Source organism: Mucilaginibacter sp. UR6-1 (assembly GCF_020880975.1).
Classification (GTDB): domain Bacteria; phylum Bacteroidota; class Bacteroidia; order Sphingobacteriales; family Sphingobacteriaceae; genus Mucilaginibacter.
The window spans coordinates 735,346-758,758 of sequence record NZ_JAJIWP010000003.1 but is presented as its reverse complement, the minus strand read 5'-3'; the positions used below and the strand labels follow the sequence as shown (position 1 = coordinate 758,758).

Annotated in this window: 23 protein-coding genes; 15 read left to right on the top strand and 8 right to left on the bottom strand. The window is 43.8% G+C overall.

Features of this window, described 5'->3' with window-relative positions; translation table 11 throughout:
* The 3 genes from LJ707_RS13880 to LJ707_RS13870 all read left to right on the top strand — a co-directional run bounded on the left by LJ707_RS13880 (position 1) and on the right by LJ707_RS13870 (position 2,206).
* Positions 1-969, top strand: a complete 969-nt coding sequence (locus LJ707_RS13880; protein WP_228951950.1) for a glycosyltransferase family 9 protein — start codon at positions 1-3, stop codon at positions 967-969.
* A gap of 67 nt (positions 970-1,036) precedes the next feature.
* Entirely contained in the window at positions 1,037-1,666 is a 630-nt protein-coding gene (locus LJ707_RS13875; RefSeq protein WP_228951949.1) for a porin family protein, read from the top strand.
* Between the two features lie 69 nt (positions 1,667-1,735).
* Positions 1,736-2,206, top strand: a complete 471-nt coding sequence (locus tag LJ707_RS13870) for a histidine phosphatase family protein (protein ID WP_228951948.1) — start codon at positions 1,736-1,738, stop codon at positions 2,204-2,206.
* Here LJ707_RS13870 and dprA read toward each other — a convergent pair.
* Positions 2,203-3,333 carry a DNA-processing protein DprA gene (dprA, locus tag LJ707_RS13865; RefSeq protein ID WP_228951946.1) on the bottom strand — a complete coding sequence of 377 codons (1,131 nt, stop codon included), beginning with the start codon at positions 3,331-3,333 and terminating at the stop codon, positions 2,203-2,205. The genes LJ707_RS13870 and dprA overlap by 4 nt on opposite strands.
* Before the next feature lie 104 nt (positions 3,334-3,437).
* Between dprA and LJ707_RS13860 the strand changes: the two genes are divergently transcribed.
* Together LJ707_RS13860 and LJ707_RS13855 are read left to right on the top strand one after the other, a co-directional pair.
* Entirely contained in the window at positions 3,438-3,809 is a 372-nt protein-coding gene (locus LJ707_RS13860) for a BlaI/MecI/CopY family transcriptional regulator (protein WP_228951945.1), read from the top strand.
* Positions 3,806-5,683, top strand: a complete 1,878-nt coding sequence (locus LJ707_RS13855; protein WP_228951943.1) for a M56 family metallopeptidase — start codon at positions 3,806-3,808, stop codon at positions 5,681-5,683. The genes LJ707_RS13860 and LJ707_RS13855 overlap by 4 nt, the downstream gene beginning before the upstream one ends.
* On the opposite strand, the gene rsmG is transcribed toward LJ707_RS13855, so the two are convergent.
* Genes rsmG through LJ707_RS13840 form a run of 3 tightly spaced genes read right to left on the bottom strand, consistent with a single transcriptional unit; the run spans position 5,680 to position 8,010 of the window.
* On the bottom strand, positions 5,680-6,306 hold the full coding sequence (rsmG, locus tag LJ707_RS13850) for a 16S rRNA (guanine(527)-N(7))-methyltransferase RsmG (RefSeq protein ID WP_228951942.1): 627 nt from the start codon (positions 6,304-6,306) through the stop codon (positions 5,680-5,682). The genes LJ707_RS13855 and rsmG overlap by 4 nt on opposite strands.
* Entirely contained in the window at positions 6,296-6,901 is a 606-nt protein-coding gene (locus tag LJ707_RS13845; protein WP_228951941.1) for an RNA polymerase sigma factor, read from the bottom strand. Before LJ707_RS13845 ends, rsmG begins: the two co-directional genes overlap by 11 nt.
* Complete coding sequence (locus LJ707_RS13840; protein WP_228951940.1) at positions 6,892-8,010, bottom strand: glycosyltransferase; 1,119 nt, start codon at positions 8,008-8,010, stop codon at positions 6,892-6,894. Before LJ707_RS13840 ends, LJ707_RS13845 begins: the two co-directional genes overlap by 10 nt.
* Positions 8,011-8,124: 114 nt before the next feature.
* Between LJ707_RS13840 and tgt the strand changes: the two genes are divergently transcribed.
* From tgt to LJ707_RS13815, 5 genes are all read left to right on the top strand, one after another.
* On the top strand, positions 8,125-9,255 hold the full coding sequence (tgt, locus tag LJ707_RS13835; protein WP_228951939.1) for a tRNA guanosine(34) transglycosylase Tgt: 1,131 nt from the start codon (positions 8,125-8,127) through the stop codon (positions 9,253-9,255).
* Positions 9,256-9,258: 3 nt separating this feature from the next.
* Positions 9,259-10,365, top strand: a complete 1,107-nt coding sequence (locus LJ707_RS13830) for an LptF/LptG family permease (protein ID WP_370632404.1) — start codon at positions 9,259-9,261, stop codon at positions 10,363-10,365.
* A 2-nt stretch (positions 10,366-10,367) separates the two neighbouring features.
* Positions 10,368-11,285 (top strand): DMT family transporter, encoded by a 918-nt coding sequence (locus tag LJ707_RS13825; protein ID WP_228951937.1) that lies wholly within the window; start codon positions 10,368-10,370, stop codon positions 11,283-11,285.
* A gap of 841 nt (positions 11,286-12,126) precedes the next feature.
* Positions 12,127-12,405, top strand: a complete 279-nt coding sequence (locus LJ707_RS13820) for a hypothetical protein (protein WP_228951935.1) — start codon at positions 12,127-12,129, stop codon at positions 12,403-12,405.
* Between the two features lie 6 nt (positions 12,406-12,411).
* Entirely contained in the window at positions 12,412-13,302 is an 891-nt protein-coding gene (locus LJ707_RS13815; protein ID WP_228951933.1) for an NAD(P)-dependent oxidoreductase, read from the top strand.
* A 111-nt stretch (positions 13,303-13,413) separates the two neighbouring features.
* Here LJ707_RS13815 and ispE read toward each other — a convergent pair whose 3' ends face one another.
* Positions 13,414-14,214, bottom strand: a complete 801-nt coding sequence (ispE, locus tag LJ707_RS13810) for a 4-(cytidine 5'-diphospho)-2-C-methyl-D-erythritol kinase (protein WP_228951931.1) — start codon at positions 14,212-14,214, stop codon at positions 13,414-13,416.
* Between the two features lie 105 nt (positions 14,215-14,319).
* Between ispE and LJ707_RS13805 the strand changes: the two genes are divergently transcribed.
* The 5 genes from LJ707_RS13805 (at position 14,320) to LJ707_RS13785 (ending at position 20,628) form a co-directional block, all read left to right on the top strand.
* Complete coding sequence (locus LJ707_RS13805; protein WP_228951929.1) at positions 14,320-15,114, top strand: thymidylate synthase; 795 nt, start codon at positions 14,320-14,322, stop codon at positions 15,112-15,114.
* 118 nt (positions 15,115-15,232) lie between these two features.
* Complete coding sequence (locus LJ707_RS13800; RefSeq protein ID WP_228951926.1) at positions 15,233-15,568, top strand: four helix bundle protein; 336 nt, start codon at positions 15,233-15,235, stop codon at positions 15,566-15,568.
* Between the two features lie 67 nt (positions 15,569-15,635).
* The gene (locus LJ707_RS13795; protein WP_370632403.1) at positions 15,636-16,139 is read left to right on the top strand and encodes a dihydrofolate reductase; all 504 of its coding nucleotides are present in this window, start codon (positions 15,636-15,638) and stop codon (positions 16,137-16,139) included.
* 125 nt (positions 16,140-16,264) lie between these two features.
* A complete protein-coding gene (secDF, locus tag LJ707_RS13790; protein WP_228951925.1) occupies positions 16,265-19,219 on the top strand; it encodes a protein translocase subunit SecDF in 2,955 nt (984 codons plus the stop codon).
* Between the two features lie 95 nt (positions 19,220-19,314).
* Positions 19,315-20,628, top strand: coding sequence for an NAD(P)/FAD-dependent oxidoreductase (locus tag LJ707_RS13785; protein ID WP_228951924.1), 1,314 nt, complete (start codon positions 19,315-19,317; stop codon positions 20,626-20,628).
* Between the two features lie 50 nt (positions 20,629-20,678).
* Here LJ707_RS13785 and LJ707_RS13780 read toward each other — a convergent pair whose 3' ends face one another.
* Genes LJ707_RS13780 through LJ707_RS13770 form a run of 3 tightly spaced genes read right to left on the bottom strand, consistent with a single transcriptional unit; the run spans position 20,679 to position 23,410 of the window.
* A complete protein-coding gene (locus tag LJ707_RS13780; RefSeq protein WP_228951923.1) occupies positions 20,679-21,929 on the bottom strand; it encodes a S41 family peptidase in 1,251 nt (416 codons plus the stop codon).
* 50 nt (positions 21,930-21,979) lie between these two features.
* On the bottom strand, positions 21,980-22,414 hold the full coding sequence (locus LJ707_RS13775) for a GNAT family N-acetyltransferase (protein WP_228951922.1): 435 nt from the start codon (positions 22,412-22,414) through the stop codon (positions 21,980-21,982).
* A 21-nt stretch (positions 22,415-22,435) separates the two neighbouring features.
* A complete protein-coding gene (locus LJ707_RS13770) occupies positions 22,436-23,410 on the bottom strand; it encodes a Gfo/Idh/MocA family protein (RefSeq protein WP_228951921.1) in 975 nt (324 codons plus the stop codon).
* Positions 23,411-23,413 lie beyond the last annotated feature (3 nt).

Here is a 23,413-nt window from a genome sequence, read left to right as displayed (position 1 = left end):
ATGAAGATACTGGTGATCCGCTTTAGCTCAATGGGCGATATTATTTATACCACGCCTGTTGTACGCTGCCTCAAAAAGCAATTACCAAATGCCGAAATTCATTTTTTAACCAAACCAGCCTTTCAGTACATATACAACAACAACCCTTACCTTGATAAGTTACTGCTGCTAAAGGATACCCTGAGCGAAACCATCCGTGAGATAAAAGCTGAAAAGTACGATCATATTATTGATCTGCACAATAACCTGCGCACCACTATTATTAAACTGCGTACCGGTATCCCGGCATCAACCTACAAAAAGCAGCGCTTGCGTAAATGGCTCAGCCTTAAATTTAAATTAAAGCTGGTACCCCCTACTCATTTGGTTGACCGCTACCTTGAAACGGTTAAGTTTTTAGGGGTAATGAATGACGGCGAACCTATAAATTACTACATAAACGGGCAATATAATTTATCTGACCTGCTGCCGGCATCGCACCAAAACGGTTTTGTAGCTTTTATAATTGGCGCTACGCATTTTACCAAGCGGATGCCTAACCATAAAATCATCAATATTTGCAGGCAGATCAATCAACCAATAATATTGTTGGGCGGTAACGATGTGGCCGCCAATGGCGATGAAATAAGCGCCGCTATAAGCGATAGGATAATTAACTTGTGCGGTAAAACTACGCTCGATCAATCGGTATTCCTGGTATCGCAGGCTAAAAGCATTATTGGTTTTGATACCGGCCTTACCCACATTGCCGAGGCCTTTAACAAACCCATTGCTTCGGTTTGGGGTGGTACCACGCCCGAATTGCTTGGTGTACAACCGTACCGGGTTGATAAAACCTTGGTTGCCGGTATTGAATTGCCTTGCCGCCCCTGCTCAAAATTTGGTTTACCCAAATGCCCGCTCGGCCATTTTAAGTGCATGAACGATATGCCTGAAACGCTTATAGCTGATTTTGCAAATAATATTTAAAAACCGCTGCTTGCGTTATTGCTGCAAAAAATTACTTTTGCAGCTAATTAATCTTATCACAAGCACAATGAAAAAAATTTTACTCCTGGCCTGCTTTGCAGTGTCATCCCTAACAACTTTCGCGCAAAATGAACCCAAAAAAGTAAACTTTGGTGTTTTAGCAAACGTAAATCTGGCATTTTTACATGCAACTGCCGATTTTACTAACGACTACGATAACTCAAAAGCTACCGCGACTTTTACAGCCGGTGGTTATGCTGATTTTAAAGTGGCAAATACCTTTACCGTAAGGGCATCACTTTTATACGCGCAAAAGGGTGGCCGCGAAAATGAGGAAGGCGTTAACTACAAACTTAAACTGAACTATCTGCAACTGCCGGTGCATTTTGTTTACCATAAGCCGCTTAATTTGGGCGAGTTTTATTTAGGCCTGGGCCCGTATGTTGCATATGGCCTTTCGGCAAAAGTATCAGCTACCGAAGGCGGCAGGTCTGTTAGCGAAAGTATTGGTTTTGGGTCAGACACTGACACTTATAAAAGAGTGGATGTTGGCGTTGATTTTATAGCCGGATTAAAATTCAAAAACAACCTGTTTATTAATCTGAATAGCAACTCAGGCATCACCAGCATATCAAACTATGATAATCCGAAGATCAGGAATAACGTGTTCGGCTTAGGTATTGGTTACGCTTTTTAACAAAACAAAACTATCAACCCAAAAGTTAAAAGAGGAACCGAACATTCCTCTTTTTTTATTTCAAATTCTATGAAAAAGCTGTTATTGATACGCCACGCACAAGCCACGCACGAAGGTGGATATATTGATTTTGAACGCCCTTTAACACAAAAAGGCATCAGGGAAGCCACTACTATGGCCGAGCGGGTGAAGGCAAAAGGCATAATTCCGGAACTGATAATATCCAGTACAGCGACAAGAACACTTGCCACTGCCGATATTTTTACGCAGCACCTGCCGGTAAACAAGCCATTAACCAATAAGAATGTTTATGATGCCAGCCTTAAAACATTGCTGGAAGCGATCAGCGCGTTTACTGATGAGGCAAATTTTATCGCGTTGGTTGGGCATAACCCCGGCATCAGCGAAATTTTGTATTACCTCACCGGTTCGCCACAGCAAATGGATACATCGGGCGTGGCATTGATAGAGTTGGGTATTGCCAACTGGGCCGAAGTTAGCGAAGATGCCGGTGAGCTGCTTTTTTACGAGGCCCCCTAACCCAGCCGGTACACCTTGCCCGGCAATGAGGTAATGTAGCCCTGCATTTCCATATTTAGCAGTGCCATAGCTAACTGGCTCATGGGCATACCGGTTTTTATGGTAAGCTCATCAATAGGCAGGGTTTTATATTGCTGTAATATATTGAATATCAGTCGTTCATCCTCCGGCAGATCAATAGGCATAGCCAATTGCTGTTTTGGCCTGGCACTGCCTGCTTTTTCCCAACCCAGGCTAAAAGCCACATCGGCCATACAGGTTATCAAACCCGCTTTGTTGTTGCGTATCAAAAAATTACATCCTTCCGAAAACTCATCCCCCAGCCTGCCGGGGAACGCAAATACATCTCGATTATAGGAATTGGCTATCTCCGCCGTAATCAGCGCGCCGCCTTTTATGCTGGCCTCAACCACAATTGTGGCATCGGCCATACCGGCTACAATGCGGTTACGCGCCGGGAATTTCTCCCTGTCAGGCCGCGTACCCGACGGATATTCGGTCAGGATGCCCCCCTGCTCCAGCATTTTATCAGCCACCTGCCGGTTTTGGCTTGGGTACAACCTGTCGTGCCCATGGCCTAATACGCCAATGGTTGGCACGCCAAGCCGCAGGCACTCCTTATGCGCGGCCACATCAATACCAAGGGCAAGCCCGCTAACTATCAGCACATTGTATTGCTGCAGCTCTTCTATCAACTGCTTACACAATAATTTACCATAATCGGTAGCGTTACGGGTACCTACTATGCTGATTACATGCTGCTTATTCAAATCGGTATTGCCACGGCTGTATAGCAGCAAGGGCGCGTCGTTACAATTTTTTAAACGCTTCGGGTAACGCGGATCGGTATACAGCAGCACATCAATATGGTGCTTTTCAACAAATTTCAACTCGGCCTCAGCTTTGCGCAGTGCTTCGGCAAAATTTAACGAGGCTACGGTTTTTTCGCCGATGCCGGGCACCTTCATTAACCGTTTTTCATTACCGGCAAATACTTTTTCGGCATCGCCAAAGTAAGCAACGATAGTTTTTGAAAGCGTGGCACCAATATTTTTAAGATTGGTAAGGGCGATTTGGTGTAGTAGCGACATGGTTTGTATGCCCGAAAATAAATATTTAAGCTGCATATTCCTAATAATATTAGCATTAAATAAAAAAACTATAAAAATAGTTTGCAAACTACAATTATAGTTTATATGTTTACAACTATAAAAATAGTTTGCTTTATACGATGAAAGAATTGACCAAGGCCGAAGAACAAGTGATGCAGATACTGTGGCAGTTAAATGAAGGTATTGTAAAAGATATTATTGAGCGGATGCCCGAGCCTAAGCCTGCCTACAATACCGTATCAACCGTGGTACGGGTACTTGAGGGTAAGGGTTTTGTTGACCATAAGGCTTATGGCAACTCGCACGTATACTTCCCGCTGATGAGTGAGGATGAATATAAAAAATTCAGCCTCAATAAAATAATGAGCAACTATTTTGATAATTCCTATAAAAGCCTCGTATCATTCATCGCTGATGAAAAAAAGCTGGGTATAAAGGAGTTGGATGAACTGGCCGAACTGATTGACAAACTTAAACAACAGAAAAAATGAACTGGCTGTATTACCTGTTAGAAGCCAACCTGTACCTGGCTATATTTTACGCGGTTTATCTGCTCATACTACGTAACGAAACCTTTTATACCGCCAACCGCTGGTACCTGTTAACCACCAGCATACTCGCGTTTGTATTACCTGTTATACAAATTGGTTGGTTAAAACCTGCTGAAGTAATTACACAAATCAGCATGATTAACTTTAATACAAACCTTGCCCCTGCCGTGGCAGCAGGCATACCATCAAAACCAGAGCCGATGACTTTTGAATGGACGGAACTGATCCTTCCTTTTTATTTATTAGGTTCGATGTTGGCCATCATTCTGTTTGCCATTAAGCTGACCAAGCTTTACATGCTGGTGAGTAAAAGCTATAAAACAAATTTTGGCGGTTATGAGCTTATTGAGGTTGATGCACAAAATACCGGCTTTTCATTTTTCAGGTATCTTTTTATAGGCAAAAATACTACCGATAGGCAAACCATTATTACACATGAGCTGGTGCATATCAGGCAAAACCACTCGGCCGATATTGTTTTTTCTGAGTTTATCAAGATCGTCAGTTGGTTTAATCCACTGGTTTATATGCTGCAAAACAGCCTTAAAACCGTACATGAATACATTGCCGATGAGCATACCGCCCATGCTGAAAACGATAGCCTCACCTATTCCTCGTTTTTGTTAAATAACGTTTATGGTTTGCAGGGGCCAGCAGCGGCCAACTCGTTTTTCAATTATAACCTATTAAAAAATCGTATAATTATGTTAAACAAACCACGCTCAGGTAGTGCAGCAAGGCTGAAATACCTGATGACCATTCCGATTGCCGCGGGCACATTATGCCTGTCAACGCTTAGTTTTAGTAAAAATTATCCAACTTTTGACCTTTACAGCGGGGCAAACGAGTATAAGGCGAAAAATACGCCTTTGACAAATGAACAGCATCAGGCTGATACCGGTTTAAGATTGCCCGCCCCTGATTTTGTTAAAAAAGATTTTATTACGCTCACAAATTATCTGAGTAAGCATATAAAATTCCCTTCGTCAGAAATTAACAAGATTAAATTCGCGGGTTTAAGTGTAAGTTTTGACGTGGATAAAGCAGGTACCGTAGGCGATGTGAGATTGTTGGCACCCGCCAAAAATGTGTTGGGTAACGCTGCAGTAAGCGCTTTTAATACATTTTCGGGTAAGTTGAATGTAAAACCCGGCACTTACATAATGGGTGTAAACTTTGTTACCCTTGCAAAAAACTATGTGCGTTTCCCGGAGCCTTCTATAACTAAAAACGCCAATTTTATAGGCACGGTTACCATTGTAGGGTTAGATAAAGAGCAGAAAAAAATGCTGAAGGAACAATCTGTATCTCATGTTAAAAGATCAAATTCATCAGTGCAAATACCTCAGCCTAAAATTGAACGGGTTTCATTCCAAAACACAAATGATAATGATATAAAGGCTTTTAACAAACATTTAAGTCAACACATTGCGTATCCAAAAGCTGACTATGATAATAAAGTTACCGGCCGTGTGTTTGCTCAAATAACAACCAATGCAAATAATGAGATTGAAGATGTAAGAATATTGAGAGCTCCAAGTAAAACACTTGAAGATGCAGTTGTCAGAGCAATCAAATCCTACAAAGGCAGATTACCCGCTGCAAAAACAAGTAACGCCGATTATACTGTACCGGTTTCATTTAACTTTGCTGACAAGGATGGCAGCATGTTAACTGAAAAAAGTATAGTTGATAATAACATCCCTAAATCAAATCTGCAGGAAAAAAATACTGATGCAGATAATGCAAAAACCGAAAAGCTGCATTATTCACTTAACGAAATAGCGATAACGGCCTACCTCCCTAAAAACTAAACCTTAACATATATTACCTGCTTGGTTTCAAAAAACTCCTCATCAAAGTAGTTTTTGAGATAGAATTGCTGAACGGCTAAACCCGACTCGGCAATTTCTTCGTTTAGATCGCCCCCCTTTAAATACAGTATCCCGTTAGGTAAAACATTGCCTGATTGCTTGTTGAATTTACCCTTTACCCAAGGATAAAACTCCTTTAAACGCGTTACCGCGCGCGACACCACAAAATCGAACTTATCATTGATCTGCTCGGCACGTGCATGGGTAGCCTGCAGGTTTTGCAAGCCTAATGCTGCGGCAACCTCATTTACAACCTTAATTTTTTTGCCGATAGAATCAACCAGATGAAACTGTGTTTGCGGAAACATTATGGCCAGCGGAATGCCCGGGAAGCCGCCGCCGGTGCCTACATCAAGCACCTTTTCGCCGGGTTTAAAGGTCATTACCTTGGCTATACCTAATGAGTGCAGCACGTGGCGCTCATACAGTTGATCAATATCCTTGCGGGATATTACGTTGATCTGGTTGTTCCAGTGTGTATATAATTCGGGCAGTTGTTCAAACTGATTTAACTGCGCGGGGGTAATTTCAGGAAAATATTTTAGTAGAATTTCAGATGTCATCCCGGTTGTAACGGTTAATAATATTGCCCAGCAGATAGCGTGCCCTAAACAATTGCGCCTTTACCGTGCCCAAAGGCAGGTCAAGATGCTGTGCTATCTCCTCGTACGATAGTTCATCAAAATACCTTAACGTAATAAGGTTACGATAGCGCAAAGGTAAGCCTTCAATCAATTGTTTCAGCTCCTTGGTTTGCTGTTTTTTTATGGATGTTTCCTCGGGATTCAGTGTATCCGCCTTAATTTGCAGCGGCTTCTCCTCGCCCTCATCATCAAGCATACCATGGATTGACATGGTATTTAGCTTTTTTTTGCGGATAAAATCGATACAATTATTGGTGGCTACCCTAAACAACCAGGTACTAAAAGCGTAATCGGGCTGATACTTATCAAGCTTTTCAAAGGCTTTGGCAAAGGTTTCAACCATGAGGTCCATGGCATCTTCCTTATTATTTACCATTTTAAGAATCATAAAATAGATGGAATCCTTATAGCGCACCATCAAGTCGGCATAAGCTTTTTGATCGCCTTGCCTTGCCTTTACAACGAGGTGAAAATCGTTCTTGGCATTCTCGGTGAAGTTGGTATTTATTTCCATTGGGTAGTCTTTATAAATGTCCCAATCAGTCCAAACACATTCAAATATACGTAATAAATCAGGTCAAGGATTGGTAAGTAAAATAACAAGTCTTTTGCTTTTAAGTTTTTTAAAGTTTTATTATAAATTAAAATTTGCGTTACCAAACGCAATAAATACAATCCTAAAACCAGTATCGGTTCTATATTAAATACCAAACAAATTACCAGCAATATATAAAATAAAAAGCCGCTCATGGCATCCCAGCTAAGCATCCGGCGGTGTTTATTTTTGTACAATTTACCTACACCCATGTGGCGCTTTTTTTGCCTGTACCAGCCGCTCAGCGTAGTTTTTGAGTGGGTGTACATAAAGGTATCGGGGTGTATCTCAATGATGGTATTACCGGCCGTGGCATTCTGGTTTACAAACAGATCATCATCTCCCGGCAAAACGTGCATATGGGCCGCAAAGCCTTTATTGCTAAAAAACAAGGTTTTTGTATAGGCCAGGTTGCGCCCTATACCCATGTAAGCATCGCCGCGTAAGACTGCCGAAAGATAGCTGATAGCCGTTTTTATGGTTTCAAACCGGGTAAAAGTATTGATAATGCCACCGGTTTTATAATACGGCGAGTAGCCTAAAACAATTTGCGCTTTTGTAGTAAAGTTAATTGCCATACGCGTTACCCAGTTATCAGTAGCCGGGGTACAATCCGCGTCTGTAAATAGCAAATGTTCGTTTTTAGCGGCTTTTATACCCAGTGTAAGGGCAAATTTTTTGCCGGTTTTAAAGCGTGCGTGCTCAGTAATGGTTACTACTTTAAGGTGCTTGTAGGTATTTTGAAACTCAAGCAATAGCAAATCCGACTCATCAACCGAGCAATCATTCACCACCACAACCTCAAAATCAGGGTATTTTTGTTCAAGGATAAGGGGCAGGTTATACTTTAAGTTATCATACTCGTTACGCGCGCTTATGATAACCGATATCGGGATATTAACCTGCGGCAAAGCCTCCAGAGGTTTGTAACCCGCAAGTTTGCTGTGATAATTTACCAAATAATATAGCTGACTGATAAAACAGATCTGAAAAAACAGGAGTAGCGCGTCGAGTAAATATGTTTCCAACCCTAAAAATTATAGCTGCAAAGTTGTTAAAAATCAACCGATATAAGGCCGATATCAAGCTAAAAATAAACAAATATTTAGTATACAGTTATTTGTTAATTTTGCATTCTCATAATGAAATTCACTTTAGCAGCACAAGATAAGTTTTCGAAGGCCCGGGCGGGCGAGATAACTACCGATCACGGCACTATACAAACCCCTATTTTTATGCCTGTAGGCACAGCGGGTACTGTAAAAGCCGTACATCAGCGCGAACTGGCTGATGATATTAAAGCACAGATTATTTTAGGTAACACCTACCATTTATACCTGCGGCCGGGCCTTAATACCATTGAACAAGCCGGCGGCTTACATAAATTTAACGGTTGGGATAAGCCCATTTTAACCGATAGCGGCGGCTACCAAGTGTACTCGCTTACTGATGTACGTAAGATAAAGGAAGAGGGCGTTACCTTTCGCTCGCATGTTGATGGCTCAAAACATCTGTTTACGCCCGAGAATGTGATGGATATACAGCGCATTATTGGTGCCGATATTATTATGGCATTTGATGAGTGCACACCCTACCCCTGCGATTACCGGTATGCCAAAAATTCTATAGAGATGACGCACCGCTGGCTTAAACGCTGCTGCGAACGTTTTGATACCACCGAACCTAAGTACGGCTACAGCCAAACGTTGTTCCCTATTGTGCAGGGATCGGTATATAAGGATCTGAGGGTACGCTCGGCGGAAGTTATCGCTTCGTTTGAGCGTGAGGGTAACGCTATAGGCGGCCTCTCGGTAGGTGAACCGGCTGAGGAAATGTATGCCATGACAGAAATTGTATGCGATATATTACCGGAGCAAAAACCACGTTATTTAATGGGCGTGGGTACACCTGTCAACATACTCGAAAACATTGCCCTCGGGGTGGATATGTTTGATTGTGTGATGCCTACGCGCAACGCCCGCAATGGCATGCTTTTCACAAAAAACGGTATCATCAACATCAAAAACGAGAAATGGAAGAACGACTTTTCGCCTGTTGAGGCGGAAAGCGACCTGTTTGCCGATACGGCGTACAGCAAGGCCTATTTAAGGCACCTTATCCACTCGGGCGAAATGCTGGGCGCGCAGATAGCCACGCTGCACAACCTGCACTTTTATTTATGGCTGGTTGAGCAGGCCCGTGAACGCATTATTGCTGGCGATTTTTACGATTGGAAGAATAAAATGGTTAAAACCCTGGGGCAACGCTTATAAACTGTGAAGAAAATCATCAGGAAATATTTGCCGGTAATTGACCGGTATATCATCGGTAAATACTTAGGTACATTTACGTTTACACTGATGATATTTATCGTTATCACGGTTGTGTTTGATATATCCGAACATATTGATAACTTCCTCCAATCAGGCAGTTCGGTGTATGAGATAGCGACGGATTATTACGGCGGTTTCATACCATTTTACATGAATATGCTGTCGCCGCTGATAAACTTTCTGGCGGTAATTTTCTTTACGGCCAAGATGGCTAATCAAACAGAAATTGTACCGATACTGAGCAGTCGGGCCAGTTTTAACCGCTTTTTACGGCCATATTTTATATCGGCAACCATCGTATTCATTGTATCTCTTTACGCCAACGTGTACCTGATACCGTATACCAATAAGCTTAAAATTACCTTTGAGAACGAGAATGGCTTTAACGGCAGCGGCGACCCTACGCGCAGCGACGTACACATGCAGATTGACAAGAATACCTACGTCTATCTGCAAAACTTTGACAAGACCATAAACACCGGGTATACGTTTATTCTGGAGAAATTTGACGGTGATAAGCTGCGCGAAAAAATGGTGGCCGACCGCATTGTTTACGACTCCCTGAAACGCAAATGGAATATAATAAACCCTGATACCCGTTATGTTGACGGCCTGCGTGAAACCAGGGTAAAAAACGGCGCGCAAAAGGACACTGTGCTTGATATGCACCCTACCGATTTTATCAAGATAGATAATGAATATACGGCCATGCCGATGCACGAGTTGAATGCTACTATTGAGAAAGAAACACTGCGCAGGCCCGAAGTTTTACCCTCTATTTATTACGAAAAGTACCGCCGTTTTGTGTACCCTTTATCCACCTATGTGCTCACATTAATAGGTGTGGCACTGTCATCACGCAAGGTGCGCGGGGGTATCGGCCTGCCTTTAGGGATAGGGATATTTCTGTGTTTCGCCTACATCGTGGTTGATAAATTCGCCACGGTTTTCGCTATTCAGGGTGGAGTTGCACCACTCATTTCCGTGTTTATACCAAACGCTTTATTTGGCGTTTTGGGATACTATTTACTGCTGAAAGCACCTAAATAACCATGACCAAAAATACCCCGGAAACGGCCTCAAAAAACGCCGTGAACCGCAACCTTTTGATACTTCATTTCACGGTATTTATATGGGGTTTTACGGGTATTCTGGGGGCGCTTATTTCAGTACCGGCCATACAACTGGTATGGTACCGGGTGGTGATAGCGGTAGCCTCGTTATTCCTCTATTTCAAATTTAACCGTACCTATTTTGGGGTGAGCCGGCACTCATTTTTGTCACTAATATTTACGGGCGCTTTGGTAGGCGGGCATTGGATTTTATTCTTCGCCGCCATCAAATTATCAACCGTATCGGTAACGCTGGTATGCCTTTCATCTATCACTTTGTTCACTGCCGTTATTGAACCTTTGGTGAGTAAAAAGGCCATATCAAAGCTCGAAATAATTGCAGGCCTGCTTATCATCATTGGCATATTTTTAATATTCAAATTTGAATTTAATTACACTAAGGGTATTATAACCGCGCTTACAAGCGCCCTGCTTGCAAGCCTTTTTTCTATCATAAACTCTAAACAGGCACAAAAATTAGAAGCTCCGGTCATCGCATTTTACGAGCTGGGCGGTGCTGTTTTATGGATAAGTTTATATCTTTTATTTACCGGTGGCTTTAACAAACACATGGCATTAACTCCTGCCGATGCAGGCTATCTTATACTCCTGGGCACGGTATGTACATCCCTCGCTTACGTTGCCGGGGTATCAGTTATGCGCGAACTTTCGGCATTCAAAGTTGCGCTGATCACTAACCTTGAGCCGGTGTACGGCATCATTATGGCGGCACTTTTTTTTGGTGATATGAAGAAAATGACGCCCGGTTTCTGGGCCGGTGCGATCATCATTTTGTCAACTATTTTTTTGTTTCCTGTAGCCCAAAAACAGATCTCTAAACGCCGGAGCAAACGTTAGTTTTTTGCCCTTATTTAAACTCTAACCCATCGGGTAGGGGATTTTCACCGCCCTTAATTAAGGCCATTTTTAAGCCTTTTAAGCCACTCTAATTTTCCGACCATATTCCGGCACCTAAAATACTTTCGGTGCGCACACAGCAAAAATCAAATTTTAAGATAGTGTACAGTTACACATTTGCCATCCAGGCATCAACAACTACCACTCAATCGTATTTTCGTGAAACAAATTTTAAAAATCTACTTAAATTAAATAAAAAAAACATCTTAAAATCAGATACTTATCAATACTATCTAAAATCAATATTTAAATAAAGTAATTTAAAATAAACTATGAAATACTAATAATATTAGCATTTTAAAATAACACAATAAATAATGCCACTTAAATAATTACTAATCAGTAAAATATGTTACATTATTTAAACAATAAATTTTAAATAGATCCTTTTAAACAAGAAAGTTGATAGTGTATTGAACACTAAATTGAGGAATTGACAAAAACGGGCTCAGTAGTGTGGCTTGTATACAGTCACCTCATTTTTGGTCAGAAATTACGCGGGAATATGGCCGTTATTTCGGCTCGATTGTAAAGCAGATGTTCGCAACAAATCCTCCCACGCGGCAATCATCATCTGTTATATATCGTATTGCAAACACCTTGCCAAAGCAGTCTTTTATTTTTTATCCACCTAATATAAAAGAGTAGAAAATCTGAGGAGTGGCATCATTCTTTTTTTGCGTAGTCTATCCTGCTGCATTATACAGCACGCGCCAAAACAAGTGTTTTATAAAAACACATAAAATGCGGATATTGGTTATATACATAAACCAGGCACAACATGAGCATTAAAACAATCATAGCGATCATCATCGCTGTACTCCTCACCATCGTTATTATGCAAAACCGCGACGAGGTTCCGTTCACCATTTTATTCACTTCCATGTACGCGTCAAAACTCGTGGTGATGGCAAGCGTTGCCGTGGCCGCGTTTATTGTGGGGGTGATTATTGGCAGGCCCAAAAAACAGAAGTACGATATTGAGCAGTACCACGACACCATGTACAACAAAAACAAACCCGATACACTAAGCGATGAAGATCGTGATTACATCAGCTAATTATATATGGACAAAAAGATAGCATTTATAGGCCTCGGTAATTTAGGTACCCCGATGGCAAAAAACCTGATCGCCGCAGGTTATCACTTGCAGGTTTACAATCGCACGGCATCAAAAGCCGACGAGCTGGAGCAGGCATCAATAACTGTTTGCAGCACCCCGGCGCAGGCCGCGGAAGGGGTTGATTTTGTCATTACCATTTTGTCTGACGACGCGGTGGTGACCGAGATAGTTACCGGCACCAACGGCATTTTAACGACCATGAAAAACGGCGCGCTGCACATCTCCATGAGCACCATTTCGCCGCAAACATCTGAGCAGCTTTTGGCCCTGCATAAAGAGGCCGGAACAGGCTACCTGGCCGCCCCTGTTTTTGGCAGGCCGGAAGCCGCCGCCGCGAAGAAATTATGGGTGTGCGTTTCGGGCGAAGCAGAGGTAAAAAAATCAGCCGAGGATATACTGAACGCCATGGGCCAGGGTATTATTGATTTTGGTGAAACCACGGGCGGCGCCAACGTGGTTAAACTAACCGGCAACTTCATGATTATGGCAGCGCTGGAAACCATGGCAGAGGCTTACACTCTTGCCGAAAAGAACGGACTTGACCGCCAGCAGGTGGCCGACTTTTTTAGCTCCACACTTTTTGCCTGCCCGATTTTTCAGAACTATGGAAAATTCATCGCCGCCAAAAATTATGAGCCTGTTGCATTTAAAGCAAAACTGGGTTATAAGGACGCGCGCCTGGCGCTGGCATTAACGCAAAAAAGCGAGGTACCGGCACCACTGGTATCGCTGGTAAATACCCGCCTGCTTACCCAGGTAGCCAAAGGCAAAGGCGACAGCAGCGACTGGATAGCCGCGTTCGGTGAAGGAGTGTCGGAAGATGCGGGGGTATAGAAATTTGCAAGAATAACCCCTCCCTGCCCTCCCCGAGGAGGGAATTAAAAATTCTAAATTACAATATGCAAAATTCCCTCCCTGGGGAGGGCAGGGAGGGGTTTAGAGATTTTAAAGATAATACACCTGATTCTCCTTCTCCAACATCCCCAGCTCCGGCACACTCTCAAATATGCCGAAAACGGATGCTCCACTGCCGCTCATACTGGCGTATAATGCGCCGGCCTCGTACAAGGCCGCTTTTACGCCACGGATAACGGGATGATTTTTAAATATTGACTCTTCAAAATCATTTTTTATATGATGTCGCCAATTGGCTACGGGCAATTGCACCAACTCCTGTAATGATGCCTCTGACCGTTTGGGCCGCACGCCACGATAGGCCTCCCCTGTTGATACGTGGGCAGGCGGCATTACCAAAACAATTTTATAGGCCGATAGATCGAGCTGCACGGGTTTAAAAACATCACCCTTCTCATGGGCGTAAACCGGCTTGTTTTGAATGAAGAAAGCACAGTCGGCACCGAGCTGGCGGGCATAGCTTTCCATTTGCTCAATAGTTAAATTCAAAGCAAACTGCTGATCGAGCAATTTGATGAAAAAAGCAGCATCTGCCGAGCCGCCGCCAAGGCCCGCCCCTATCGGGATATTTTTGTGCAGGTGGATGCTTACCGGCGGCAGGTCGTGATCCTTTTTGATGAGGTGATAGCCCTTAACGCAAAGGTTATCCTCCACCCTGCCCGGAATACCGATGCCCGAAGCCTCGAACGTTAATTCACCGGCTTCCATAATTTCAAGCGCGTCTTTTATCCCGATAGGGTAAAAAACGGTTTCGAGGTTGTGGTAACCATCAGCGCGGCGTTCGGTAATGTTGAGGCCAATGTTTATTTTTGCATTCGGAAAATTGATCATAGAAAAAGATTAACAACGGCGGTTAGTTACTCACAACCGTAGGTTTCCAAAAATAGATTATTTTTATTTGCAGCAAACGCCGTAAAGGCAACAACCCATAAAACGATGAAACAGTATTTAGACCTGATGAGCCATGTGATAGCGAACGGAACCCAGAAGCACGACCGCACAGGTACCGGTACCATCAGCGTTTTTGGTTACCAGATGCGTTTTAACCTGCAGGATGGCTTCCCGATGGTGACCACCAAGAAGCTGCACCTTAAATCCATCATCCACGAGCTGATATGGTTTTTACAGGGCGATACCAACATTAAATATTTAAAAGATAACGGCGTGCGCATTTGGGATGAGTGGGCTGATGCCGATGGCAACCTCGGCCCGGTTTACGGGCACCAGTGGCGCTCATGGCCAACACCGGATGGCGGGCATGTTGACCAGATCAGTCAGATCATCGATCAGATCAAGAAAAACCCGGACTCGCGCCGCATCATTGTTTCGGCATGGAATGTGGCCGAGGTAAATAAAATGGCGCTGCCGCCATGCCACAGTCTTTTCCAGTTTTACGTGGCCGATGGCAAACTATCGTGCCAATTGTATCAGCGTAGTGCCGATATATTTTTGGGCGTGCCGTTCAATATCGCATCGTACGCGCTGCTCACCATGATGGTGGCACAGGTATGCGGCCTGCAATCCGGTGATTTTATACACACCTTTGGCGATGCGCACATTTACAATAATCACCTGGAGCAGGTAAACCTGCAATTAAGCCGTGAACCAAGACCGTTGCCTACCATGCGCATAAATCCCGATGTAACCAATATTTTTGATTTTAAGTACGAAGACTTCACTTTAGAAAATTACGATCCTCATCCGCATATAAAAGGGATCGTAGCGGTATAGTCATTGGGCGTTGGTCATTAGTCATTGGACTTTGTCGTAATTTTGCAATTGCCATTTGTCATTGTTGAACATTAGCGGGAGAATTAACTATTAATATTCAAAACATCTTCACTTTATCATGAGTAACCGCATCGAGGATTTAGAGGTTTACCGTTTAGCGGAGGCTTTTGGTGACGAGATATGGTTTGTGGTTACTGGTTGGGATTATTTTACCAGGGATACTATCGGCAAGCAACTCGTAAGATCGGCTGATTCCATTAGTGCAAATATTGCTGAAGGATTTGGCAGGTATCATTTTAAAGAGAATAAGAACTTCTGTTATTTTAGCCGGGGATCGATCATTGAAACAAAAGGCTGGCTTAATAAGGCACAGACCCGAAATTTGCTTCCTGCCGATACACATGCAACACTTATCAGCAAATTAGAACTCATACACATAAAACTTAACGCATAAATCAAACATATTGGCATTAAATCATCGGAAATTAATGACTAATCATCATTTAAATGACCAATGCCCAATGACAAATGACCTTACTCAAATGACCACATCCATCATAGTAGCCATTGCGCAAAACCACGCTATCGGTAAAAACAACCAGTTGCTCTGGCATCTGCCTACTGATCTGAAACATTTTAAAAATACTACCAGCGGCCATACGGTAATTATGGGCCGCAAAACTTTTGATTCGGTAGGCAAACCGCTGCCAAAGCGTCGTAATATTGTTATCACCCGCCAAAACATCAGCATTGAGGGTTGCGAGGTGGTAAGCAGTGTGGAAGATGCACTGGCTTTATGCGCCGGTGAAGATGAAGTGTTTATTGTTGGCGGTGCAGAAATTTACAAACTGGCGATGCCGCTTACCGATAAAATATACCTAACCATTGTTCATCATGATTTTGAGGGGGATACTTATTTCCCGGAGATAGATTACAGCCAGTGGAATGAAACCGCGCGTACTGACTATGAAGCCGATGATAAACACGCGTATGCCTACTCCATCTTAACGCTTGAAAGGCGTTAACAACCTGCGTTTTATTTTGTTTCAATTTAAAATTCCTTGCTTTAGAAATTTTATTAGATTTGCCGTCTTATTAAAAAAAGCTTTAAAAGTCTAAATTATAATATATTCAATAGTTACACTTCACGATGCAAGGTAAAGGGATCATCAAATTTTTTGCAATAGTGCTGGCTTTGCTCAGTTTCTATTATTTTTCGCTAACATGGGTTGTACAGAAGGTTGAAGGCGACGCCAGGGAATATGCTAAGGGCAACCCCGAAAAAGAGAAAGCTTACCTCGACTCGGTAGAGCAACAACCCGTATATCCGGTTTTAAACCACACTTACCAATACTGTAAAAGCCACGAGCTTGCTTTAGGGCTTGACCTTAAAGGCGGTATGAACGTTACCATGCAGGTATCGTTACGTGAGCTGGTTAAAAAATTAGGCAATAACAGCCCTGACCCTGCATTTAACCAGGCTTTAACCAATGCGGAAAAAGCACAGGTAAACAGCCAGAAGGATTACATTACCCTTTTTGTTGAGGAATATGAAAAGCTTAACCCAAGCGGTAAGCTGGCCACCATCTTCTCTACTCAGGATAACCAGGCCAACCTGAAATTCAACGCCAGCAACGACCAGGTAAAAACTTACCTGCAGGATCAGGCCAATGTAGCCGTTAAACAATCGTACACGGTATTGAATACCCGTATAGATCAGTTTGGCGTTGCCCAGCCTAACATTCAGTTGCAGCAAGGCACTAACCGCATATTGATTGAGCTGCCGGGTGTTAAAGATCCTGAGCGTGTACGTAAGTTGTTACAGGGTACCGCTAAGCTTGAGTTTTACAAAACTTTTGATAACCAGGAGGTATACCCAATCCTGGCAAATATTGATAAATTACTTGCCGCAAAAAGCAAAACAGCAACTACTAAAACCGCTGATACCGCTAAAGCAGCAACTGCCGCGAAAGACACCGCTGCCAAAGGCGATGGCTCATTGTTAGGCAAACTGGGCAAAGGTACAGGTAAAGACAGTGCTGCCGCTGTTGGCAAATTAAAGCAGCAAAATGCTAATCCATTGCTTTCAGTACTTACCCCGGCTGTGTATCAAGGTCAAAACGGTATGCAACTGCTGCCTGGCCCTGCTGTTGGTATCGCCCGATTGCAGGATACCGCCAAGGTTAATGATATGCTGAGAAGCGCCGAAGCAAAAAGCGCTACGCCTAACAATATTAAATTCCTGTGGGATGTAAAACCACGTACTGATGCTAAAGAAAAAGCATTCACACTATACGCCATCAAATTATCAGGTGCCGAGAATGGCCCGGTATTGACCGGCGACGTGATCACTGACGCGAAAGCTGACGTTGATGAAAAAGGCCGCCCTGATGTTCAGATGATCATGAACTCAAGCGGTGCCCAGTCATGGAAAAATATTACTGCCGAGGCTGCCCCTTCAAAAGCGGCTATCGCCATCGTACTTGATGATAACGTATACTCTGCCCCTAACGTGCAGAACGAGATCTCAGGCGGTGTATCATCAATCTCAGGTAACTTTACTGTTGAGGATACTAAGGATTTGGCCAACGTATTAAAAGCTGGCCGTTTGCCTGCACCTGCACGCATTGTTAACGATGCCGTGGTAGGTCCGTCATTAGGCCAGGAAGCAATCAGCGCCGGCTTATTGTCATGCGTGCTTGGCTTTGTAGTAGTACTGGTATTCATGGTGGTATATTACAACCGTGCCGGTAGCGTAGCGGTAGTTGCGGTATTAATCAACGTAGTATTCCTGATGGGGGTATTGATCAGCTTCGGCGCGGTGTTAACGCTGCCTGGTATAGCCGGTATCGTACTAACCCTGGGTATAGCGGTTGATGCCAACGTACTGGTGTATGAACGGGTACGTGAGGAGATGGCTTTAGGCAAATCATTAAAACAAGCTATTAGCGATGGTTTTAAACACGCTTTATCATCAATCCTTGATGCTAACATCAGTACCTTTTTAACAGCAACTATCCTGCTGATCTTTGGTTCAGGCCCTATAAAGGGTTTTGCAAGCACGTTGATGATCGGTATTGTTACCTCATTATTCTGCTCATTACTGATCTCAAGGTTGATATTTGAGTGGATGCTTGAAAAAGGCTGGGATGTTAAATTCTCGCACGCATGGAGCTCACATACCTTTAAAAACGCTAACTACGCGTTTGTTAAAAACCGCTTTAAATTCTATGCCTTCTCGGGTATATTCATCGCGGCAGGTATCGTATCTATCGTAACCCGTGGCTTTAACTACGGTGTTGATTTCCAGGGCGGCCATAACTACATTGTTCAGTTTAAAGATTCAAAGATAGATGCTGAGCAAACCCGTGAGGCGGTTACCAAATACCTGGGTGTTGGTAAGGCTGAGGTTAAAACTTTTGGTTCGGATAAACTGAGCATCACTACCAACTACCTGCTTGAAGATAAATCAGAAGACGCGGACGCTAAGGTTGAAAGCGCCTTAACGAAAGGTTTGAACGAGGTATCGCCAAATTACACCATAGTTGGCCGTACAAAGGTAGATCCAACCATCTCAAACGACCTGAAGACTTCAGCCAGCTTAACCGTTATATTCGCCATACTGGTTATCGCGGCATACATCCTCATCAGGTTCCGCAAATGGCAGTACAGTTTGGGTGCATTGGTTGCTACCGTGCATGATGCCTTGCTGGTAATGTCATTCTTCTCGTTGTTTAAGGATGCCCTGCCGTTCTCGCTTGATATTGACCAGGCGTTTATCGCGGCTATCCTGACCGTTATCGGTTACTCAATTAACGATACCGTGGTAGTGTTTGACCGCATCCGCGAGTACCTGAAATTCCATAACACCAAAGGCGAGGCTACAGAGGTAGTTATCAACAACGCAATTAACAGCACTTTAAGCCGTACAATAATTACTTCGCTTACGGTACTGTTTGTTTTGATCGTATTGTTTATCTTTGGCGGCGACGTAATCAAAGGGTTCTCTTTCGCCCTGCTTATCGGTATCACATTTGGTACTTACTCGTCCATCTGCGTGGCAACACCGGTAATCATTGACTTTGGGAAAAAAGGTCTTAAATAAAATTTGACAAATATTTAAGAAGCCCCAAAGAACATTTGGGGCTTTTTTGTTTTATACATACAGCAACTTTTAACATAAATATATACCCATAACACATGGATTTCGAAAATTCTAAATTTCCATTAGTAGTAATTGTAGGCGGAGGCTTTGGCGGCATTGAAGTAGCCAAAAAACTAAAGAACAAGCCGGTTAATGTATTAATGCTCGATAAAAATAACTACCATGGCTTTTGGCCCCTGCTATACCAGGTTGCCATGGGCAGTTTGGAGTGCGAATCCATAGCTTTTTCCATCCGTAAAAAATTTGACGATCAAAAAAACTTCCGCTTTCGTATAGCCGAGGTAAAATCAATAAATAAGGAAAACAACTTTGTTGAAACCAGCATTGGCGATATTAACTATGATTACCTGGTAATAGCCACCGGTTCAACCACCAACTTTTTCGGCAATAAAGATATTGAGCGTTACGCCATGCCGATGAAAACCATCCCCGAGGCGCTTAACATCCGTTACCTGATATTGCAAAACCTTGAGGCTGCTGTATTACAGCCATCAAAAGAGGCGCGCGAGCCTTACCTTAACTTTGTACTGGTTGGCGCAGGTCCAACCGGTGTAGAGCTTGCCGGCTCATTAGCCGAAATACGTAACCACATACTCACCAAGGATTACCCTGAGCTGCGTAAAGAAGAAATGAAGGTTTATCTGGTTGACTTTTTGCCAAAGGTATTGGGACCAATGTCAGAAGAAGCATCAAAAGCGGCCGAAAAATCATTGCGCGGCATGGGTGTTGAGCTATTGCTGGGCACCAAGGTTGAGAGTTACGATGGTGAGGTGATCAATTTTGAGGGTGGTAAAAGCATCCGTACCAAGAGCGTTATATGGTCTGCCGGGGTAATGGGCCAGGTACCGGGCGGTATTGAGAAGGAAAACGTAGTACGCGGTAACCGTATTAAAACCAACGCGATTAGCCAGATAGAGGGCAGCACCAACATATTCGCCATTGGCGACGTTGCCGCAAGCATTACCGAAGCTACACCAAACGGGCACCCGGGCGTAGCACAGGTGGCCATGCAGCAAGGTGTTAAGGTAGCCGAAAACATCCTGAACATTATTGAAAACAAACCGACAGAGCCATTCAAATACTTTGACAAAGGCTCGATGGCCACCATTGGCCGTAACAAGGCCGTTGCCGATATTGGCAAGATAAGAATGAGCGGTTTTTTTGCCTGGATGACATGGATGTTTATCCACTTAATATCGCTTATGGGTGGCCGTAACCGTTGGGTGGTATTTATTAACTGGGTAGCCAGCTATGTAAGCTACAACGGTGGTAACAGGCTCATCATCCGTAAATTTATTAAAGAAAAGGCCGACGCGCAAAACAACGCCGTAACCAAGGCTGATCAATAATCTCCGTTATAAAACAAACAAGGCTCACTATAAAGTGAGCCTTGTTTGTTTTATTTAGTACTGATAATGGCCTGCACTTGCCCTATCCAATCGCTATCAGCATTGAGGTATTTATCAGGTTTTACGCCAACATCCTCATACTGCAGGTAATTACCATCATCGCGCATATCGGTAAGGTATAATTTATACTTGCCGCTGGGCATGGTTTCGGTTTTGCCGTAGTTACTGCCGTAGGCTAACATGCCCTTGGTATCAGCACCTAACACAGTAATGTTTTTGCGTCCTTTTAATTTGAGGGTGAATTGCTCGGCATTGCTTACCGTAGCATAGTTTACAAGCACATATACCTGCGCCTTTTTACTATGCCCGGTAATAAGATCAAGGTATTTTTTTGAGGATTTCCAACCGCCGCCGCCGTTATTACGCACATCAACGATCAGGTTTGAAGCTGTAATCATCGTCTTCACGCTATCATAAAACCGTTGCGATTCAACCAGCGATCTGTTATCCGTAGCGAAACGCCCCAGGCGCAGATACTGGGTATTATTATCAATATTTTTAAGCTGATAGACCGGTGTTCCGGCCGGTATAGCGGTATTATCAGCCTCGGCCGGAAACTTGTTCCATACGTAATACAGGTTTAGCTTATTACCCGCGAACTTTATGCGATGGTTATATTCAAATATTTTGTACACCGGGTTAGCGCAAACACCCTCAAAACTACCGGGCGATAGCTGGTTAAACACAGCCAGCAACTGCCCGCGCTGCCATACAGGTTGTTTGGCTGATAGCACTACCGCTACCAAGCTATCCGGCTTTGCCGTACGGTAAACACCGGCCTTCATAAAATCATCCAAATAATAAATTCCCTCAACACCATTGCGGGGTTTGCCCGTTAATGCCTGCTCCAGCGAATCAACATTTACATTGGCTTTTGGAAAGTTATTGAACGTTGCTGAATTTACGTAAGTACTTACGTAAGCACTATCAGATAATTTTGACGGATCAACTTTTAACGCATCCCATTGGTAAAAACCTAAATGATTATCGCGCAAGGTTTGTACAAGGCGGGTAAGCAAATAAAATTCATTGAGCGATGATGTGGGTTGCTGAGCACGCAGCGAATGATACAGCGCTTCGTATCGCGTTTTGCGCTCGCCCTTTATTTGATCCTTGTAGGATGGCGTGGTTTTTAATGCCTTGTAGATCCCGTCCAGATCGGCCTGGTAGGTTGATGCCGTTTGCGCCGACGCGCCAATAGCGCATAACAATGCCAGCAAAATTGTGTAAAGGTTTTTCATATAATATTAATGACTACCGGGCAGCGAAATGGATTAAAGCGGGCAGTAAATTACCTGCTGCCCTTAAACACCATTTTGTAATGCTGTATGCCAGCTTCCTCAAACTCCGGCCCCTCGGCAACAAACCCGAACTTGCTGTACAAACCTACAGCCTGCACCTGCGCGTTCAGGTAAATATAGGCGGCATCAGCAGGCAGATCATCCAACACGGTTTGTACCACGGCCTGCGCCACACCACGGCACCTGTATTGCTGTAACACCGCGAAACGCTCCAGTTTATAGCCATTTTCGGTTTTACGCCAGCGGGCTGCACCGGCAGGTTCACTGTTAACGGTCGCCAAAAAATGTGTGGATTCTTCCTCATGCTCCCACTCCAGCTCGGGCGGGCAATTCTGTTCACCTACAAACACCTCACGCCTGATGGCAAAAACTTTTTCCAGATCGGCAGGAGCGCTAACCTTGGTTACTTTAATATCGTTATTCATTACAAGCAAAAATAGGTATTATCATTTCCCGGTAAAGGCATCCATAATTTTCATCAGCGTAACGGCTTCCTCAATGGTGCAGGGGTTGGTGGTTTCGCCGTTAAAATACCGTACAATATCAGCTATCATAGGCTGCTGTATGTGTTCCGGATGTACAAATTCTTCGGTTTGGTGCTGCCTGTCGCTGTGCCATTTAATATAGTTGCCAAAGCAGGCAAAAGTAATACGCCCGCGGGTACCTATTATCTCAATGCTGTCCACCTGCTCCTCATCGCCCACATTAAAACACCACGAGCCGTTGAACACAACGTTATTTTTAAATAGGATGGTACCGCAAACATGGTCATCAGCAGGCGTAGCGGCAGACTGGTTTAAGGAATAACCTGAATATTTTTCGGGCTCGCCAAAATAGTACAACATCAAATCTAACTGATGCGGTGCCAGGTCATGAAAATAACCACCACCCGAAAGCTCGGGGTTAACGCGCCAGTTATCAGCAACATTGGCCACCAATGCAGGCTTACGGCTTTGCCACATGCGCAATTGCACCGTACGTACCTCGCCTACCACACCCTCATCCAGCAATTGCTTCACCCGCAAAAATAATGGTACACGGCGTCGGTAATGGGCTATCACCAGTTTGCCATTAGCTTTACTGGCAGCATCGGCCATCGCTTTGGCCTCTGCAGCGTTAAGTGTTACGGGTTTTTCCACATACACGTAGTGCCCCTTTTTAAGCGCCTCAAGCGCGTAAGGCAAATGTGATGATGGAGGCGTGGCAATGTAAACCGCGTTAACCTCAGCATCGTTTAAAAGCGCATCAGCATCGTTGTACCATTTGGGTACGCCATGCCTGCGGGCATAATCTTCGGCTTTGGCGGCATCACGGCGCATTACCGCCGCCAGCCTGCTATCGGGCACTTTGTTAAATGCCGGACCGCTCTTTTTTTCGGTAACATCACCGCAACCTATAATTCCCCAAACTATGGTTTTCATAAC